15 protein-coding genes are annotated in these 16,562 nt (G+C 69.9%); 5 read left to right on the top strand and 10 right to left on the bottom strand.

Features of this window, described 5'->3' with window-relative positions; translation table 11 throughout:
* Positions 1-417 (top strand): HNH endonuclease signature motif containing protein (locus E3O50_RS08375; RefSeq protein ID WP_134564554.1); only part of this gene is annotated, 417 nt, incomplete at its 5' end.
* A 101-nt stretch (positions 418-518) separates the two neighbouring features.
* Positions 519-2,225: an FAD-binding dehydrogenase gene (locus tag E3O50_RS08380; protein WP_134559329.1), complete on the top strand. Its 1,707-nt coding sequence runs from the start codon at positions 519-521 to the stop codon at positions 2,223-2,225.
* A gap of 143 nt (positions 2,226-2,368) precedes the next feature.
* Here E3O50_RS08380 and E3O50_RS08385 read toward each other — a convergent pair whose 3' ends face one another.
* The 4 genes from E3O50_RS08385 to gabT form a co-directional block, all read right to left on the bottom strand.
* Positions 2,369-3,769, bottom strand: coding sequence for an NAD(P)/FAD-dependent oxidoreductase (locus E3O50_RS08385; protein ID WP_134559929.1), 1,401 nt, complete (start codon positions 3,767-3,769; stop codon positions 2,369-2,371).
* A gap of 55 nt (positions 3,770-3,824) precedes the next feature.
* The gene (locus E3O50_RS08390; protein ID WP_134559962.1) at positions 3,825-5,288 is read right to left on the bottom strand and encodes an NAD-dependent succinate-semialdehyde dehydrogenase; all 1,464 of its coding nucleotides are present in this window, start codon (positions 5,286-5,288) and stop codon (positions 3,825-3,827) included.
* A gap of 117 nt (positions 5,289-5,405) precedes the next feature.
* Complete coding sequence (locus E3O50_RS08395) at positions 5,406-6,692, bottom strand: Glu/Leu/Phe/Val dehydrogenase (protein ID WP_134447843.1); 1,287 nt, start codon at positions 6,690-6,692, stop codon at positions 5,406-5,408.
* Positions 6,689-8,053: a 4-aminobutyrate--2-oxoglutarate transaminase gene (gabT, locus tag E3O50_RS08400; protein WP_134559931.1), complete on the bottom strand. Its 1,365-nt coding sequence runs from the start codon at positions 8,051-8,053 to the stop codon at positions 6,689-6,691. Before gabT ends, E3O50_RS08395 begins: the two co-directional genes overlap by 4 nt.
* 142 nt (positions 8,054-8,195) lie before the next feature.
* Between gabT and E3O50_RS08405 the strand changes: the two genes are divergently transcribed.
* Positions 8,196-9,797 carry a PucR family transcriptional regulator gene (locus E3O50_RS08405; RefSeq protein ID WP_134447839.1) on the top strand — a complete coding sequence of 534 codons (1,602 nt, stop codon included), beginning with the start codon at positions 8,196-8,198 and terminating at the stop codon, positions 9,795-9,797.
* Positions 9,798-9,806: 9 nt separating this feature from the next.
* Here E3O50_RS08405 and E3O50_RS08410 read toward each other — a convergent pair whose 3' ends face one another.
* On the bottom strand, positions 9,807-10,679 hold the full coding sequence (locus E3O50_RS08410; protein ID WP_134559932.1) for a pentapeptide repeat-containing protein: 873 nt from the start codon (positions 10,677-10,679) through the stop codon (positions 9,807-9,809).
* A 55-nt stretch (positions 10,680-10,734) separates the two neighbouring features.
* On the bottom strand, positions 10,735-11,412 hold the full coding sequence (locus E3O50_RS08415; protein WP_134447836.1) for a hypothetical protein: 678 nt from the start codon (positions 11,410-11,412) through the stop codon (positions 10,735-10,737).
* A gap of 67 nt (positions 11,413-11,479) precedes the next feature.
* Here E3O50_RS08415 and E3O50_RS08420 point away from each other — a divergent pair, with 67 nt between their 5' ends.
* Positions 11,480-12,355 (top strand): acyl-CoA thioesterase II, encoded by an 876-nt coding sequence (locus tag E3O50_RS08420; RefSeq protein WP_241975439.1) that lies wholly within the window; start codon positions 11,480-11,482, stop codon positions 12,353-12,355.
* A gap of 27 nt (positions 12,356-12,382) precedes the next feature.
* On the opposite strand, the gene E3O50_RS08425 is transcribed toward E3O50_RS08420, so the two are convergent.
* Positions 12,383-13,153: a zf-HC2 domain-containing protein gene (locus E3O50_RS08425; RefSeq protein ID WP_134559934.1), complete on the bottom strand. Its 771-nt coding sequence runs from the start codon at positions 13,151-13,153 to the stop codon at positions 12,383-12,385.
* The gene (locus E3O50_RS08430; RefSeq protein WP_134447832.1) at positions 13,150-13,686 is read right to left on the bottom strand and encodes a sigma-70 family RNA polymerase sigma factor; all 537 of its coding nucleotides are present in this window, start codon (positions 13,684-13,686) and stop codon (positions 13,150-13,152) included. Before E3O50_RS08430 ends, E3O50_RS08425 begins: the two co-directional genes overlap by 4 nt.
* Positions 13,687-13,903: 217 nt before the next feature.
* On the opposite strand from E3O50_RS08430, the gene E3O50_RS08435 reads away from it, so the two are divergent.
* Complete coding sequence (locus E3O50_RS08435; protein ID WP_134447830.1) at positions 13,904-14,353, top strand: Rieske (2Fe-2S) protein; 450 nt, start codon at positions 13,904-13,906, stop codon at positions 14,351-14,353.
* An 11-nt stretch (positions 14,354-14,364) separates the two neighbouring features.
* On the opposite strand, the gene E3O50_RS08440 is transcribed toward E3O50_RS08435, so the two are convergent.
* Positions 14,365-14,856, bottom strand: coding sequence for a thioesterase family protein (locus tag E3O50_RS08440; RefSeq protein ID WP_134447828.1), 492 nt, complete (start codon positions 14,854-14,856; stop codon positions 14,365-14,367).
* Between the two features lie 20 nt (positions 14,857-14,876).
* Positions 14,877-16,559 (bottom strand): energy-dependent translational throttle protein EttA, encoded by a 1,683-nt coding sequence (gene ettA, locus E3O50_RS08445; RefSeq protein ID WP_134447826.1) that lies wholly within the window; start codon positions 16,557-16,559, stop codon positions 14,877-14,879.
* Positions 16,560-16,562: the final 3 nt, after the last annotated feature.

Consider the following 16,562-nt stretch of genomic DNA (forward strand, 5'->3'; position numbering starts at 1 on the left):
TTGGAACGGAACCGGTGCGACAGCGGACTCCTCGACGTCACCTTCGACGACCACGGCCACGGCGTCGACCTCGGCCGCGAACAACGCACCTTCAGCCCCGCCCAACGGGCGGCCCTCGCCATCCGCGACGGCGGCTGCATGTGGCCCGGCTGCGACCGGCCACCCTCCTGGACCGAAACCCACCACATCCACCACTGGAAAGACGACACCGGCCAGACCAACCTCGACCAAGGCATCCTGCTCTGCCGGGCCGACCACCTCAGGCTCCACAACGAACACTGGCGCATCACCCGCGACGACACCGGCCAGTACTGGCTCACCCCACCACCCGGACTCGACCCCGAACAGAAACCCATCCCCCTCACCAGCAAAAACGCGCTCACCAGGTGGAGTGAATCCGGGGTACCGCACAGTTAGCATGGAGCCAGCGTCGCTCCGAGCGACGCCCCGCGGGCCCCGAAACGCATTCGACTCCCGCTGCCCCTTCTGACACTGCCCCTTCTGACACTGGAGTCACGATGAGCACGGTTCCCCCGCACGCGACCGGCCCCCGAGCGACATCCCCTCGGACGGATCCGAGCGAAGCCGACGTCATCGTAGTCGGGGCCGGCCTCGCCGGACTCGTCGCGACCGCGGAGCTCGTCGCCGCGGGCAAGCGGGTCATCCTGCTCGACCAGGAGCCGCCCGCCTCGCTCGGCGGCCAGGCCTGGTGGTCGTTCGGCGGCTTGTTCCTTGTCGACTCGCCGGAGCAGCGCAGGCTCGGGGTGCACGACTCCGCCGGACTCGCCAGACAGGACTGGTTCGGCACCGCGGGTTTCGACCGTGACGAGGACCTCTGGCCGAGCCGCTGGGCGGAGGCCTACCTGGACTTCGCCGCCGGCGAGAAGCGCGCCTGGCTGCACTCCCGCGGCATCCGCTTCTTTCCGGTCGTCGGCTGGGCCGAACGCGGCGGCACCACGGCCCTCGGCCCCGGCAACTCCGTGCCGCGGTTCCACATCGTCTGGGGCACCGGTCCGGCGATTCTCGCCCCGTTCATCGAGCGCGTGCGGGAAGGCGTGCGGTCCGGCCTCGTCACGGCGCTGCACCGCCGCAGGGTCGACGAGCTGCTCACCCACGACGGCACGGTCGTCGGCGTGCGGGGAAGCATCCTCGCCCCGAGCGACGCCCCGCGCGGCGCGCCCAGCTCACGCGAGGTCGTCGGCGACTTCGAGCTGCGGGCATCCGCCGTCGTCGTGACAAGCGGCGGCATCGGCGGAAACCCCGCGCAAGTCCGCGCCCAGTGGCCGACCCGGCTCGGCACCGCGCCCCGGGAACTGCTGTCCGGCGTGCCCGCGCACGTCGACGGGCGGATGCTCGGCATCAGCGAGCGGGCCGGCGCCCGGCTGATCAACGGAGACAGGATGTGGCACTACCCGGAGGGCGTCGCGAACTGGGACCCGGTCTGGCCCGCGCACGGAATCCGGATCCTGCCCGGTCCGTCCTCGCTCTGGCTCGACGCGACGGGGACCCGGCTGCCCGCTCCCCTGTTCCCCGGCTTCGACACGCTCGGCTCGCTCGAGCACATCCTGCGCACCGGCTACGAACACAGCTGGTTCGTGTTGACGCAGAAGATCATCGAGAAGGAGTTCGCACTCTCCGGGTCCGAACAGAACCCCGACCTCACCGGTAAGAACCTTGCCCTTCTCGCCAAACGGGTGACGAAAGGCGCTCCCGGGCCGGTCGAGGCCTTCAAGAAGCATGGCGCCGATTTTGTCGTCGCCGACACCCTGCCCGACCTGCTCGCGGGCATGCGCCGGCTCTCCCCCGATGCTCCCCTGGACCTCGCCCAGGTCGAGCGGGAGATCCGCGCCCGCGACCGCGAGCTCGACAACGCCTTCACCAAGGATGCCCAGATCACGGCGATCCGCCAGGCCAGGCACTACCGCGGTGACCGTCTCATCCGCGTCGCGAGCCCGCACCGGCTGCTCGACCCGCACGCGGGCCCGCTGATCGCGGTCAAGCTGCACGTCCTGACCCGGAAGAGTCTCGGCGGCATCGAGACGGACCTCTCCGCCCGCGCCCTCGGGCCGGACGGCACACCCGTGCCGGGCCTCTACGCCGCCGGCGAGGCGAGCGGCTTCGGCGGCGGCGGGATGCACGGCTACCGCGCGCTCGAAGGCACCTTCCTCGGCGGATGCCTCTTCTCCGGACGCACCGCGGGGCGCGCCGCCGCGGCGGCGGTCTGACCCCCGGCTGTCACGGGAGCGTCCGCACGCGCCGCACCTCGCGGCGCGCGGTGCGTCTCCGGGCGCGCACCGTGTCTCGCGGCGCGCGCCCGATACATCGCCGCGAGACGCAAACGGCGCCGCGAGTCCGCGCCCGGCGGCGCCTAGTCCAGGACGCTCGTCAGCGCCCCGACCGGCTCGAGTACCGGCTCGAGTATGGCCGCGATGGCGGCAGCGGTGTCGCGGCCCATCCGGATCGCCCCGTCGACGTGCTGGTAGCCCTTGCCGGCCAGGTCGCTGCAGGAGAAGTGGATCGGCCCGACGGGGGTGCGCAGGTCCGCGCCGTAGCGGGCGAGGCCGCCGAGGTCGAAACTCGCGGCGTATGCACCCCGGGTCCATTCCTCGTTGCCCCAGTCGCTTTCGTAGTAGACCGCCGGCGACAGAGCCTTGTCCCCGAAGTAGTGCGAGAGCGAAAGCAGGATGCGCGCCCGGCGCTCCTCCGCGGGGAGCCGGAACACGGCATCCGCCGCCTCATCGGACACGAAGCCGACGAGGGTGCCGCGGTCGTCTCCGAAGTTGGTGTTGTCGTACGCCTCGTGCACGAGCTCGTAGGGACTGAACGCGGTGCCGGAGAGGCCGTCCTCGCGCCAGAACGGGGTCTTGTAGACGGCGTGAACCTTGATCACGAGACCCATCGAAAGGTGCTGGTGCAGCTGGTGCTGGCGGCGGGGCAGGGCGGGTTCGAAGGAGATCCGGCTGAGCAGAGTCGGCGGAAGCGCGAGGATCGCCCGGCGGGCGTGCACCTCGAGTCCGTCGGTGACCGCGACGACACCCTCGTCGCTCCAGCGCAGGGTGCGCACCGGCTGCCCGAGGTGCACGTCATCGCCGAGCTGCTCCGCGAGCAGCAGCGGGACCTGCTGGAGGCCGCCGACGACGCGCTCGTCGAGGATGAAGTCGGCGTCGACGAGGTTGCTGAAGCTTCCGGCACTCGCGGCCATCAGCAGGGCCTGCAGGGCGGAGAAGGCGTGCGCAGGCTTGGTCAGCATGGCGCCGGCGATGAACATCGCGACGTTGTCGCGGGCCTCCTGGTCGGCTGTCTGGGTTGCGAGCCACCCGGCGAAGGAGATCCGGTCGAGTTCGACGGCCCGCGGGTGCGCCCACGGCCGATCGGGGTCGACCTCGGCGACAAGCTCGTCGAGCGTTGCGATGAGGGCGACGATCTCGGCCTGGGTCTCCGGGGAGACCGGGAAGATCTCGCCCTCGAAGCGGGTGCGTACCCCGGAGTCGTTGATGTAGACGTTTTCTCCGGCGCGGTACCGGGAGTAGGTCTCGAGACCGAGCTCCGCGAGGGTCTCCTTGAGCGCGTGCTGGTCCGGTGACACCCACTGGCCGCCGATCTCGAGCGTGGCTCCCTCGATGTCGTCGGTCCACAGCCGACCGCCGACCCGGTCGCGCGCTTCGAGCACGGCGACGGTGAGGCCGGCCCGGCGCAGCGACGTTGCTGCGGTCAGGCCGGATGCCCCTGCGCCAATGATGACGATGTCACGGTCGATCCTGGTTGTCATGAAAACTCCTCCATACGTGGGTGCTGCGAGGTCATTCGGAAGTTGTGCAAGTCGGTTATGACGCGGGGATCAGGGTGTACTTCGGGGACAGGTACTCGTGGATTCCCTCGAGGCCGCCCTCCCGGCCGAGCCCTGATTGCTTGACGCCTCCGAAGGGGGCGGCTGCGTTGGACACGAGTCCTGTGTTCAGTCCCATCATGCCCGTGTCGAGCCCGGCGATCATCCGCTGGCCGCGGGCGATGTTCTCGGTGAAGACGTAGCTGATCAGCCCGTACTCGGTGTCGTTGGCGAGCCGGATCGCCTCGTCCTCCTCCGTGAAGGTCACGATCCCGACGACGGGCCCGAAGATCTCCTGGCGAAGCAGGTCGCTGTCGGCTGCGACGTCGGTCAGCACGGTCGGGGCGTAGAACGACCCTGGACCCTCCGGGCGGAAGCCGCCGGTGAGGAGGGTCGCACCGCGGTCGAGGGCATCGCTCACGAGCTTCTCGGTGTTGGCGACGGCCGCGTCGTTGACGAGCGGGCCGATCGTCACGTCCGGCTCGGTGCCCCGACCGATCCGGAGGGCTTCGACGCGGGCGACGAGGCGGCGAGCGAAATCCTCGGCGACGGACGCGTGCACGATGAACCGGTTCGCTGCCGTGCACGCCTGGCCGATGTTGCGGAACTTGGCGAGCATGGCGCCGTCGACGGCCCGGTCGAGGTCCGCGTCGGCGAAGACGAGGAACGGCGCATTCCCGCCCAGCTCCATCGAGGTGCGCAGCACGCCCTCCGCGGCCTGGCGGAGGAGCGCCCGGCCGACACCGGTCGAGCCGGTGAAGCTGAGCTTCCGGAGCCGCGGGTCTGCGATCAGCGGGGCGGAGACCTCAGCGGATTCCGAGGTCGTGATCACGTTGACGACGCCGGCGGGAACGCCCGCGTCCTCGAGCAACTGGGCGAAGAAGAGGGTGGTGAGCGGGGTGAGTTCCGCGGGCTTGATCACGACTGTGCACCCCGCGGCGAGCGCGGGGGCGATCTTGCGGGTCGCCATCGCGAGCGGGAAGTTCCACGGGGTGATCAGGAGGCACGGGCCGACCGGGCGCTGCGAAACGACCATCTGGCCGGTACCCTCGGGTGCCGGCCCGTAGCGCCCATTGATTCGTACGGCCTCCTCGCTGAACCAACGCAGGAATTCCCCGCCATAACCGACCTCGGCGCGGGCCTCGGCGAGTGGCTTGCCCATTTCGATGGTCATCAGCAGGGCGAAGTCCTCCCGGCGTTCCTGCAGCAGGTCGAACGCACGACGCAGGATCTCGGCCCGCACCCGCGGCGCGGTCGCCGCCCAGGCGGGACCCGCTGCGACGGCGGCGTCGAGGGCGCGTCCGCCGTCCGCGACGCCCGCGTTGGCGATCCGCTTGAGCTCGCGCCCGGTCGCAGGGTCCGTCACGATGATCGGCTCCCCCGTGCCGGGCTGCCAGGTGCCGTCGATGTAGAGACCGTCGGGAACCCGGTTGAGGAGTTCGGCCTCCCGCTCGGTGCCGATGGTGGTGGTGTCGCCGGAGGCGGGGCTCAAGGGGCGGTTCTCGGTGCTGAGACTGGTCACGGGTGTTCTCTTTCGGTCACGGGGCAGGTACGGCAGGCGGTGGGAAACGAACGGGCGTCAGGGGTAGAGTCCGCGGAGCAGGTGGGCCTCGGCGACGCGTTCGACGGCGAGGACCGTCGCCGCTGCCCGCAGGGAAAGGTCCCGGGAGGCGGCGGTTTCGACGACCTGCTGCCAGGCGGCGAGCATCCGCTCTTCGAGCTTCTGTTCGACCTCTGCGGCGTTCCACCAGTAGGCCTGGTTGCCCTGCACCCACTCGAAGTAGGAGACGAGCACTCCGCCGGCGTTCGCAAGGATGTCGGGCACCACGAGCTGTCCGTTCGCGGCGAAGATCCGGTCGGCAGCCGGGGAGGTCGGGCCGTTCGCGCCCTCGACGATCACGCGTGCCGTCACGCGGGCAGCGTTCCCGGCGTGCAGGACGCCCTCGACCGCGGCCGGGACCAGCAGGTCGACGTCGAGCTCGAGCAGCGCTTCACCGTCGAGCGGGTCCGCCCCGCCGAAGCCGACGACCCTGCCGGTCGCCGCGACGTGCGCGTCGAGCCCGGCGAAGTCGATGCCCCGCTCGTTGTAGACGGCGCCGTACTGGTCGCTGACCGCAACGACCCGCACCCCCGCGTCGGCGAGGAACACGGCAGCGTCGTGGCCGACCTTGCCGAAGCCCTGCACGGCTGCGGTCGCTCCGTACGGCGTGATGCCGCTGTGCCTGAGGGCGGCAAGTGCGACGTGGGTCACGCCGCGGCTGGTCGCGCTCGCACGGCCGTGGGAACCGCCGAGGCTGATCGGCTTGCCCGTGACGATCCCGGGAACGGTGTAGCCGACGTTGACGGAGTAGGTGTCCATCATCCAGGCCATGGTGCGCTCGTCGGTGCCGATGTCGGGGGCCGGGATGTCCTTCTCCGGGCCGATGATCGGCAGGATCTCGCTCGTGTACCTGCGGGTCACGCGCTCGAGCTCCGGGAGCGAGAATTCACGCGGGTCGATCGTGACACCGCCCTTGGCACCGCCGTACGGCACGTCGAGCAGGGCGCATTTCCAGGTCATCCACATCGCGAGGGCGCGCACCTCGTCGAGGGTCACGTGCGGGCTGTAGCGCAGGCCGCCCTTGGCCGGGCCGCGGGAGAAGTTGTGCTGCACCCGGTAGCCGGTGAACAGTCGGGTGCTGCCGTCGTCCCGGCGCAACGGAACGGCGACGGTGAGCTCGCGGCGCGGGGTCGCGAGCAACGCGTGCAGGCCCTCCGGGTAGCCGAGCAGGGCGACGGCGTCGCTGAGCTGCGACCGGGCGTCGACAAGGGGCGTGGCGAGGGGCGTGACCTGGCGAACGGCCGGCCGGGCCTCGAGCAGGCTCATGCGTTCGCCAGAGCGTGTGCGACGACCTGGAGGCCCTCGACGAGGAGCTCGTCCGAGATACTCAGCGGCGGCAGGAACCGGATCACGTTCCCGTAGGTTCCGCAGGTGAGGACGATGACGCCCTGCGCGTGGACGGCGGCCGCGACGCGGGAGGTGAGTGCGGCATCCGGTTCACCCGTCGCCGAGTCGACGAGCTCGATCGCGATCATGGCACCACGGCCGCGGACGTCGCCGACGCGCTTGTCGAAGGCGCGGATGGCGTTCAGCCGGCCGGTGAGGATCGTGCCGATCTCGCGGGCGCGCTCGACCAGGTTCTCGCTCTCGTAGGTGTCGAGGGTGGCGAGGGCCGCTGCACAGGCGAGCGGGTTTCCGCCGTAGGTGCCGCCGATGCCGCCGACCTGCGGGGCGTCCATGATCTCGGCGCGGCCGGTGACCGCGGAAAGCGGGAGGCCGCCGGCGATGCCCTTGGCCATCACGATCAGGTCGGGCACGATGCCCTCGTGGTCGCAGGCGAACATGGCGCCGGTGCGGGCGAAGCCGGTCTGCACCTCGTCGGCGATGAAGACGACCCCGTTGGCGCGGCACCAGGCCAGGAGGGTCGGCAGGAAGCCCGCGGCCGGGACGATGAAGCCGCCCTCGCCCTGGATCGGTTCGATGATGAGCGCGGCGAGGTTCTCGGCGCCGATCTGCTTCTCGATCTGGGAGATGGCGCGCTTCGCGGCGACGACGCCGTCGAGACCGCCGTCGCGCAACGGGTAGGACATCGGCGCCCGATAGACCTCGGCGGCGAACGGGCCGAAGCCGTTCTTGTACGGCTGGTTCTTCGCGGTGAGGCTCATGGTCAGGGTGGTGCGGCCGTGGTACGCGTGATCGAAGGCCACGACGGCCTGCCGCCCCGTGTAGTGCCGCGCGATCTTGACGGCGTTCTCGACAGCCTCGGCGCCGGAGTTGAACAGGGCGGTGCGCTTGGCGTGGTCACCGGGGGTGACCCGGTTGAGCGCCTCGGCGACCTTGATGTAGGAGTCGTACGGGGCGACCGTGAAGCAGGTGTGGGTGAACTGGGCGAGCTGGGCGGCGACGGCCTCGACGACGCGGGGCGCGCTGTTGCCGACGCCGGTCACGGCGATGCCGCTGCCGAGGTCGATGAGGGAGTTGCCGTCAACGTCGACGAGCACGCCGCCGCCGGCAGCGACGATGTAGACGGGCAGGGTCACGCCGACGCCCGCGGAGACCGCGGCGGTCTTGCGCGCCTGGAGCGCCTGCGACTGGGGTCCGGGGATGCTCGTCGTGAGGCGACGTTCCTGCGGGAGGGACGGGCCGCCGACGGGAACGGTGGTGGGCGGGGATGCGACGAGGGTCATGACTGCTCCAGTTCGTAAACCGAGGTGCATCGACCGGGCGGCGTCGATGTCAGGTGCCATGCTAGGCAGAGCGCCGACGGCAGCGCGCTCGCCGCTATGTACAGAATGCCGGCTAAGTTTCGACACGTTGTACACTCGGCGCATGCCCCCGCTCAACGCACCGCCGCCGCTGCCGGGGCTGCGCCGCCTCCTCGACCGGCCGGACCTGCGGTTGCGGCTGCTCACTCCGGAGGCCGGCCTGCCGCCGCACGCCCTCGACCAGCCCGTCGAATGGGTGCACAGCTCAGACCTCGCCGACCCGACCCCGTTCCTGTCAGCACACCAGGTACTGCTGACGACAGGACGCCAGTTCGCGGAGGCTGTCACGGACGCGTTCTACGTCGACTACGTGACCCGGCTGCGCGACCGCGGCATCGTCTGCCTCGGCTTCGGCACGGAAGTCCTCCGCTCCGGCACCCCCGACGCCCTCGTCGCGGCCTGCCAGTCCCGCGGACTCCCCCTCGTCGAAGTGCCGTACGAGACGCCGTTCATCGCCGTCGCCCGGGCCGCCGGCGACCTCGTCGCCGAACTCCGCTATGCCAGGAGCACCTGGGCGCTCGGCGCCCAGCGGGCCATCGCGCTCGCGGCGCTCCGCCCGGACGGCCTCAGCGCGACCCTCAGCGAGCTTTCGCGGCAACTCGGCCACTGGGTCGCGCTCTTCGACATGAGCGGCGCCCTCGACCGGGTCTTCCCCCGGGACACCTTCGCGGGCGCATCCGCTTCACGCGGCTCTCTCGACCGGGTGCAGCGCGAGGCAGCCCAGTTGATCCGGCGCGGGCAGCGGGCCAGCACGTCGGTTTCGACCGGCGGAGAGACGCTGACCCTGCAGACCCTGGGTCGACGCGACCAGCTGCGCGGCGTCCTCGCCCACGGGGGTCCCGGCGAGCTCGACCAGGCCAGCCAGGAGGTCGTGACGAGCGTGATCGCGCTCGCGGGGCTCGCGCTTGAGCAGAACAGTGCACTCGACCGGGCGCGCGGGCTCCTCAGGTCCGGGCTGCTGCACGCGCTGCTCGGCGGCGACGTCGACCTCGTGCAGGCGACCTCCGGGGAGATGTGGGGGCCACTCCCGTTCGAGCCGGTACGGGTCGCCGTGACCGACCCCGCGCCAGGGCGGCTGGACGCCCTGACCGAGTTCCTCGAGCTCCGGGTGGAGGAGAGCCCTGGACACCTGTTCTTCGCGCGCCAGGGCGGCCTCGTAGTCCTGTGCGTCGACGCCACTGCCGGGCCCCTGCTCGATGAGCTCGTCGGCTTCGGGTTGCACCTCGGGCTCTCCGACCGGACCAGGTACCGTGAGCTGCCGCACGCCCTCGCCCAGGCCCGCCAGGCCCTCGAACGCTCGCACGAGGGCGCGCCAGGCATCGTCGAATTCGACGTGATCTCCCGACAGGGCGTTCTCGCGTTCCTCGCCGGCACGGATGCCTCGGAGGTCGGACGCGCGACGCTCCAGCCGCTCACGGCGCACGACGCCGTCCACGGCACCGAACTCGTCCGCACGCTCCGGGTCTGGCTGGAGCACAACGGGCAATTCGGTCCAGCGGCCACCGAGCTCGGTGTGCACCGGCACACCGTGCGCGCCCGGGTGAGCCAGGCCGAGGCGCTCCTCGGCCGTGACTTCGGCACCTTCCACGCCCGCGCCGACATCTGGGCGGCACTGCTCGCGTCCGGTGACGACGCCGGATCACCCCCTGAGCACCTCAGTATCTGAGATACCGTCTCACGGGCGGTTCTGCTCGCCCGCGCTCCAGTGCGCTGGGCGCACGAATCCCCGGGGCAGGACGGTGAGCTGGTCGCCTCTGGCGCTGCTGACCTGCATCTGGGTCAGGTAGATCGCGCCTGCGAGGTCCGCTCCGGCCAAGTTCGCGTTGCGAAGGTCGACGCCGAGGAGGTCGCAGTACGACAGCCGGCCTCCGCTGAGATCCGCTCCGATCAGGAGGGAGCCGCGCAGGCTCAGTCCACGAAGGTCCGCACCGGTGAGTGCCGCGCCCGCCAGGTCTCTCCCCGGTCCGAGCCGGCGCCGAACTCCTCGATCCCGGGTTTCGCCGAGGATTCCCCTGCGCGCGTCCTCGCTCGCCTGGAGGAGCAGCGGCCGGGCCGCGTCGTACTCCGCGTCGACGTCGAGGCTCGCGAGCCGATCCGGCTGCTCCCGGCTGAGCGCGCTGACGCGATCGAAGCGCGACATCAGCGGAGCCGGATCACCCGTGTCCCCGACAAGGCTGATCGCCTGCTCGAGGTACCAGAGGAGTTCGTGCAGCCGCCGAACGATCGGGAAGATCGCGAACATGGCGTCCCTGGTCCCGGGATCGTCCCGCCAGGACCGGCCGGCGAAGGTCTGCTGCGAGACTTTCTGGCCGGCACCGAAACAGTCGAACACGGTGCAGCCGGTGAATCCCCGGGGGCGCAACTCCGCGTGCACGCGGCACGCGTCGCGTTCGTCGAGGTTCTCGCAGGGATCGCCGGCCGGCTTGTCGAACGGGAAGTCGGCGGACCTGGTGAACGCCAGGGCGACGCAGCAGAGTCCGAAGCACCTGGCGCAGTCGGCACCGAGGTCCTCGCGGCGCCCGAGCTCAACCCTGGTTCGTTCCGTCATCGCGTTCATCGTAGTCCGCGATCCGGGAGGGACAACCGGAATTCCCGGGCACGGGTCAGGCGCGCAACGACCAGGGCTTGCGACGCACAAGGATGTGGCCGCGGCTCGTGCTGAGCCGGGTCCAGGGCCCGGTCTCGAAGAGCCGCACCGGTTCGTCCTTGGGCAGGAAGCCGAGACTCACCGCCGCGAACGCCGCCCCGGCCGGAACGATCTCGAGTCCCGCGATCGGGCGACCCCAGACCTCTGCACGGACCCGCTGCACGACCTGCGCGCCCGAGTCCCGCGGCACGGTGGAGGCGACCTCGTCGATACCGGCGGCCGCAGCGCCCGTCAGGAGCGCGGCATCCGTCTCGCCGAGGAGTTTCCAGCCACCCCGGGGCGGGGAGATACCGGCCCAGGTCACGGTCGTGACCTCGAGCGGCACGGTCACCGCGACCGGCGCCTCCGGGTCGCTTCCCGCGGCGGCGAGGCGGGCGACCCGATCGAGCAGGGAACGCACCGGCACGACGGCGTCGAGTTCGACGGGTTCGTCGAGGCCGAAGGTGCGCAGGCCGAGCACGGTCGGGCTCCCGTCGAGGAGGCCGCGCGGGTAGAGGATCGCGGAGTACACCGCGAGCGCGCCGGCGGCCGAAATCAGGCGCACCGAACCGTCCTCGATACGGCTGGCGCGCGACAGGTAGACCTGCAGATCGCTGAGGGCAAAGGAATCCGTGAGAATAAATGACTGGCTCATCTGCTCCTAAACTACCAAGGTACGGCGAGGCTCATACCGACTTCGCACACACTGCCGAGGAGGACGCATGGACATGCCGATGGAAGGTCTCTTGAACGCCCTCGACCTGACCGACACAGGGGCGCGCACGAGCGAGGACATCTTCACCGGCCCGTCGCAGTGGATGCCCCTCGGCCGCGTGTTCGGCGGGCAGGTTCTCGCCCAGTCCCTCGTCGCGGCGATGCGCACGGTGCCTGACGACCGCCACCCGCACTCGATGCACGGCTACTTCCTCCGTCCGGGGGACGTCAGCCAGCCGATCACGTTCTCCGTCGACCGGATCCACGACGGCCGTTCCTTCTCCACCCGGCGCACCCAGGCGTACCAGAACGGCCACCCGATCCTCTCGATGATCGCGTCGTTCCAGGACGATGACGAGGGCCTCGAACACCACATCGACATGCCGGCCGGGTTGCCGGACCCCGAGTCACTGCCGACCGCAGCGGAGTCCCTCGCCCAGGTCGACCACACCATCGCCCGCTACTGGGCGAGCGAGCGCCCGTTCGACATGCGGCACGTGCCTTCGCCGATCTACCTTCAGGTCAAGGGCGAGCACACCAGTCACCAGGCCGTGTGGATGAAGACCCTCGGCGCGCTTCCCGACGACCCCGACCTGCACCGTGCCGCCCTCGCATACGCGAGCGATTACTCGATCATGGAGCCGGTGATGCGCCGCCACGGCATCGCGTGGTCGACGCCGGGGCTCAAGGTCGCGAGCCTCGACCACGCGATGTGGTTCCACCGCTTCGGGCGCGTCGACGAGTGGATGCTCTACGTCCAGGACTCTCCCACCGCCCAGGGCGGCCGAGGACTCTCCACCGGCAGCATCTACAGCCGTGAGGGTCTCCTGCTCGCGACCGTTGCCCAGGAGGGCATGGTCCGGGTTCCCGCGAACAAGGAATAGCAGCCGGCCCGGGATCACTGCGCGGGACTACTGCGCCTGCTCCACCCCGGGCTCGGCCGCGAGCAGCACGATGCCGTTGGGCTGCAAACGGATGTCGACGGACGCGATCTCGTCGGTGTCCAGTTTCGTGGTTCCCGCGACGGGGACCGTCATGCCAGGACCCGCGAGCCAGCTCGCGACCTGCGTCGCCTCCCCGTTCCGGTCCGTGACGAACATCGCGTACGCCCGCTCGGCCGCGGCGCCGGTGCCGGATTCGGTGCCGGATTCGGGCAGGCCATAGCTGCACGAGCCGTCTATGCGGGTGCCGCCGGGCTGAGCCGCCAGGCGGACATCCGCGCTCAGCGGGTTCGGGACCACCTGGTGCAGTGTGACGAGCTCCCCGGGAGGTTCCGCGATCGACGCCGGGGCGAGCCGGGCCGGCAGCACGATCGCCACCGTCGCGGCGACGGCCGCCACGCCGAGCAGGAGCCCGGCCTGCAGTATCCGCCCGCGCCGCCTGCGCCGCCGCGCAGCATCGAGCAGCCGCGGCAGGCCGTCGCTGCGAGGGAGGACGCCCGGTGACGCCGCGGTCTCCAACACCTCGGCGGTCGGCACGAGGCCGAGAAGACCGGGGATCCCGGCGATCTCGGCAACCCGACGGGTGCAGTCCGCGCACGTGCGCAGGTGGCGTTCGTAGTCGTGGCGTTCTTCGGTCGCGAGCGCGCCGAGCACGTAGGCGGCGTCCCACTCGGCGTACGGGTCACGCCCTGACCGGGGTACGCGCCCGGTGTCTGATGCACCGGATCCTGTCGTGGTCATCGCTCGGTCACTCCCTTCTCGGTGAGACTCAGGCGCATGGCACGCAGGGCGTAGTGCAGGCGCGACTTCACAGTGCCCTCCGGGATGTCGAGGGAGCGCGCGGTCTCGGCGACCGACTGTCCGCGGTAGTAGGCGAAGACGACCACGGCCCGGTGGTCTGCGGAGAGGCCGTCGAGGGCATCCGCCACGAGCCACGCGTCGAGGAGCGCTGCCGTCGCGTCGTTCGTCAGACGCTCGGGGAGTTCGTCTGTGCTGATTTCGTGGCGGTTCCTGGCGGAACGCCATTCGTCGATGACGAGGTGGCGGGCGACGGTGAAGAGCCAGGCGCGTGCAGAGTCAGCATCGTCGAGCACCCGGGGCAGTCGCCAGGCGCGCAACAGGGTCTCCTGCACGACGTCATCGGCCAGGGCGGAATCCCCGGTCAGCCGGGTCACGTACCGACGGAGCGCCACGGCGTGCGCATCATGCAGGGCGCGCAGCAGGTCGGCACGCGCGTCGACGGGCCGCTCCCCGCGTCCGGGTTTCTCCGCCACGGCGCACCTCCTATCGTTAACACGGGCTCGCTGCGCCGTTCGTTCAGTTTCCGCCGGGTTTTGTCGAAGTCCGTCGATTTTCCGTGATGGGCTTTGAACCGATGACCGGGCAGTTTCGTAGTAACTAGTAGCACCCTAACGAGTAGCGCCAGCTTGCGAACGGGGAGCAGCCCATTCGCCGTCACCGACCGCCACGACCACCATCACGAGGAGAATCATGACGAACGACACCGCGGTCTCCCGCCGCACCGCACTGCTGATCGGCACCGCAGGCACCGCCGCCGTGACCCTGGCCGCCTGCGCCCCGACCACGACGGGCGGCACCGGCGCCGGATCGGCCGGAGGTTCGACCGGGGCCGCAACATCGTCTGCGGGCGGGACCGTGGTCGCCAAGCTCTCCGACATCCCGGTCGGCGGCTCGATCGAGACCGCCCTGAATGGCAAGGCCATCTTCGTCAGCCAGCCAACCGCAGGCAAGGTCGTGGCCTTCAGCGCCGTGTGCACGCACCAGGGCTGCATCGTGAAACTCGTCGACACGTCCTTCGACTGCCCGTGCCACGGTTCGAAGTTCGACACGGCAACGGGCGCCGTTCTCGCGGGCCCCGCCCCGAAGCCACTGATCGGCATCACCGTCTCGGTTTCGGGAGACTCCGTCACCGCAAGCTGAACGGATGGAGTTCAGTCTTCCGGAAGGGCAGCCCTGCGGGTGAATCGCACCGGGTCTTCGAGGTAGGGCAGCCACGCCGCACGCTCCTCGTCGGTGATCTTGCGCGGGCGCTGGGTCGCCGCATCGATGAGCACGATCGTGGTGCTGGCCTGCGCGTACAGCACCGCCGACTCGGCCTCCACCGGCCCCCAGACCTCGTAACACACCTCGAGGCTCGCCCCGCCGACCTTGCCGAGCCAGAGACGGATGTCCACCGGCTGCCGCAGGTACGGGATCGACAACAGGTACTCGGCTTCGAGGCGCGCGATCACGGTCAGCGTTGCCGCGCCCGGCCGGCCGTCGAGAACGGCGGTCCCGGCCCCCGAGCCAGGCTCAACCTCGTCGTCGAGCCAGAACGCCTGGATGCGCGCCTCCTCGAGGAGGCGCAGCATCGAGGCGTTGTTGACGTGGCCGTATGCATCGAGGTCTGACCAGCGCAGGCTGATCGGCACGTGCAGCTTCATCTCGCTGGCCCGTTCCCGGCCTAGTCGCGCGTGAGCTTGCGGTACGCGGACCGGTGCGGCTTCGCGGCGTCGGGGCCGAGCCTCTCGATCTTGTTCTGCTCGTAGGACTCGAAGTTTCCCTCGAACCAGTACCAGCTCGCCGGGTTCTCATCCGTGCCCTCGTAGGAGAGGATGTGGGTCGCGATCCGGTCGAGGAACCACCGGTCGTGAGTGATGACCACGGCGCAACCGGGAAACTCGAGGAGTGCGTTCTCGAGGGAGCCGAGGGTTTCGACGTCGAGGTCGTTAGTCGGCTCATCCAGGAGCAGCAGGTTTCCGCCCTGCTTGAGTGTGAGCGCGAGGTTGAGGCGGTTGCGCTCTCCACCGGAGAGCACGCCGGCCTTCTTCTGCTGGTCGGGTCCCTTGAATCCGAAGGTCGACACGTAGGCGCGGGACGGGATCTCGGTCTTGCCGACCTGGATGTAGTCCTGGCCGTCGGAGACGACCTCCCAGAGGGACTTGTTCGGGTCGATTCCGGTGCGGTCCTGGTCGACGTAGGAGATGTCGACGGTCTCGCCGATCTTCAGCTCGCCGCCGTCGAGCGGCTCCTTGCCGACGATCGTCTTGAACAGGGTCGTCTTTCCCACGCCGTTCGGCCCGATGATGCCGACGATGCCGTTCCGCGGGAGGGTGAAGCTGAGCCCGTCGATGAGCACGCGGTCGCCGAAGCCCTTGTGCAGCTTCTTCGCGTCGATGACCTGGGCACCGAGACGCGGGCCGACCGGGATCTGGATCTCTTCGAAGTCGAGCTTGCGGGTGCTCTCGGCCGCGGCGGCCATCTCCTCGTAGCGGGCGAGACGTGCCTTGGACTTGGCCTGGCGTCCCTTGGCGTTCGAGCGGACCCACTCGAGTTCATCGGCGAGACGCTTGGCCATCTTCGCGTCCTTCTTGCCCGCGATCATGAGCCGTTCCTGCTTCTTCTCAAGGTAGGTCGAGTAGTTGCCCTCGTAGGGGTAGAGGTGGCCACGGTCGACTTCGGCGATCCATTCGGCGACGTGGTCGAGGAAGTACCGGTCGTGGGTGACGGCGAGCACGGCGCCGGCGTACTGGGCGAGGTGCTGCTCGAGCCAGAGCACGCTTTCGGCGTCGAGGTGGTTGGTGGGCTCGTCGAGGAGGAGCAGGTCGGGCTTCTGCAGCAGGAGCTTCGTCAGCGCAACGCGGCGCTTCTCACCACCGGAGAGGTCGGCGACGGCAGAGTCTCCCGGCGGCGTGCGGAGGGCATCCATCGCCTGTTCGAGCTGGGAGTCGAGGTCCCAGGCGTCGGCGGCGTCGATGGCTTCCTGGAGTGTGCCCATTTCGGCGAGGAGGGTGTCGAAGTCCGCGTCGGGTTCGCCGAGGGCGGCGCTGATCTCGTTGAACCGGTCGACCTTGGCCTTGATCGGGCCGACGCCTTCCTGCACGTTCTCGAGGACCGTCTTGGTCTCGTCGAGTTCCGGCTCCTGCATCAGGATGCCGACGCTGTAGCCGGGCGAGAGTTTCGCCTCGCCGTTGCTCGGGGTGTCGAGTCCGGCCATGATCTTGAGGATCGTGGACTTTCCGGCGCCGTTCGGCCCGACGATGCCAATTTTGGCGCCGGGGAAGAACGACATCGTGACGTCGTCGAGGATGAGCTTGTCGCCTACCGCCTTGCGTGCGCGGACCATCGTATAAATAAATTCGGCCATAGT

The sequence above is a fragment of the Cryobacterium sp. MDB1-18-1 genome, assembly GCF_004402735.1.
Classification (GTDB): domain Bacteria; phylum Actinomycetota; class Actinomycetes; order Actinomycetales; family Microbacteriaceae; genus Cryobacterium; species Cryobacterium glucosi.

Coding starts and splice junctions, on each gene's coding strand:
- E3O50_RS08380 (WP_134559329.1), top strand. CDS start 519: ATGAGCACGGTTCCCCCGCACGCGACCGGCCCCCGAGCGACATCCCCT.
- E3O50_RS08385 (WP_134559929.1), bottom strand. CDS start 3,769: ATGACAACCAGGATCGACCGTGACATCGTCATCATTGGCGCAGGGGCA.
- E3O50_RS08395 (WP_134447843.1), bottom strand. CDS start 6,692: ATGAGCCTGCTCGAGGCCCGGCCGGCCGTTCGCCAGGTCACGCCCCTC.
- gabT (WP_134559931.1), bottom strand. CDS start 8,053: ATGACCCTCGTCGCATCCCCGCCCACCACCGTTCCCGTCGGCGGCCCG.
- E3O50_RS08405 (WP_134447839.1), top strand. CDS start 8,196: ATGCCCCCGCTCAACGCACCGCCGCCGCTGCCGGGGCTGCGCCGCCTC.
- E3O50_RS08410 (WP_134559932.1), bottom strand. CDS start 10,679: ATGACGGAACGAACCAGGGTTGAGCTCGGGCGCCGCGAGGACCTCGGT.
- E3O50_RS08415 (WP_134447836.1), bottom strand. CDS start 11,412: ATGAGCCAGTCATTTATTCTCACGGATTCCTTTGCCCTCAGCGATCTG.
- E3O50_RS08420 (WP_241975439.1), top strand. CDS start 11,480: ATGGACATGCCGATGGAAGGTCTCTTGAACGCCCTCGACCTGACCGAC.
- E3O50_RS08425 (WP_134559934.1), bottom strand. CDS start 13,153: ATGACCACGACAGGATCCGGTGCATCAGACACCGGGCGCGTACCCCGG.
- E3O50_RS08435 (WP_134447830.1), top strand. CDS start 13,904: ATGACGAACGACACCGCGGTCTCCCGCCGCACCGCACTGCTGATCGGC.
- E3O50_RS08440 (WP_134447828.1), bottom strand. CDS start 14,856: ATGAAGCTGCACGTGCCGATCAGCCTGCGCTGGTCAGACCTCGATGCA.
- ettA (WP_134447826.1), bottom strand. CDS start 16,559: ATGGCCGAATTTATTTATACGATGGTCCGCGCACGCAAGGCGGTAGGC.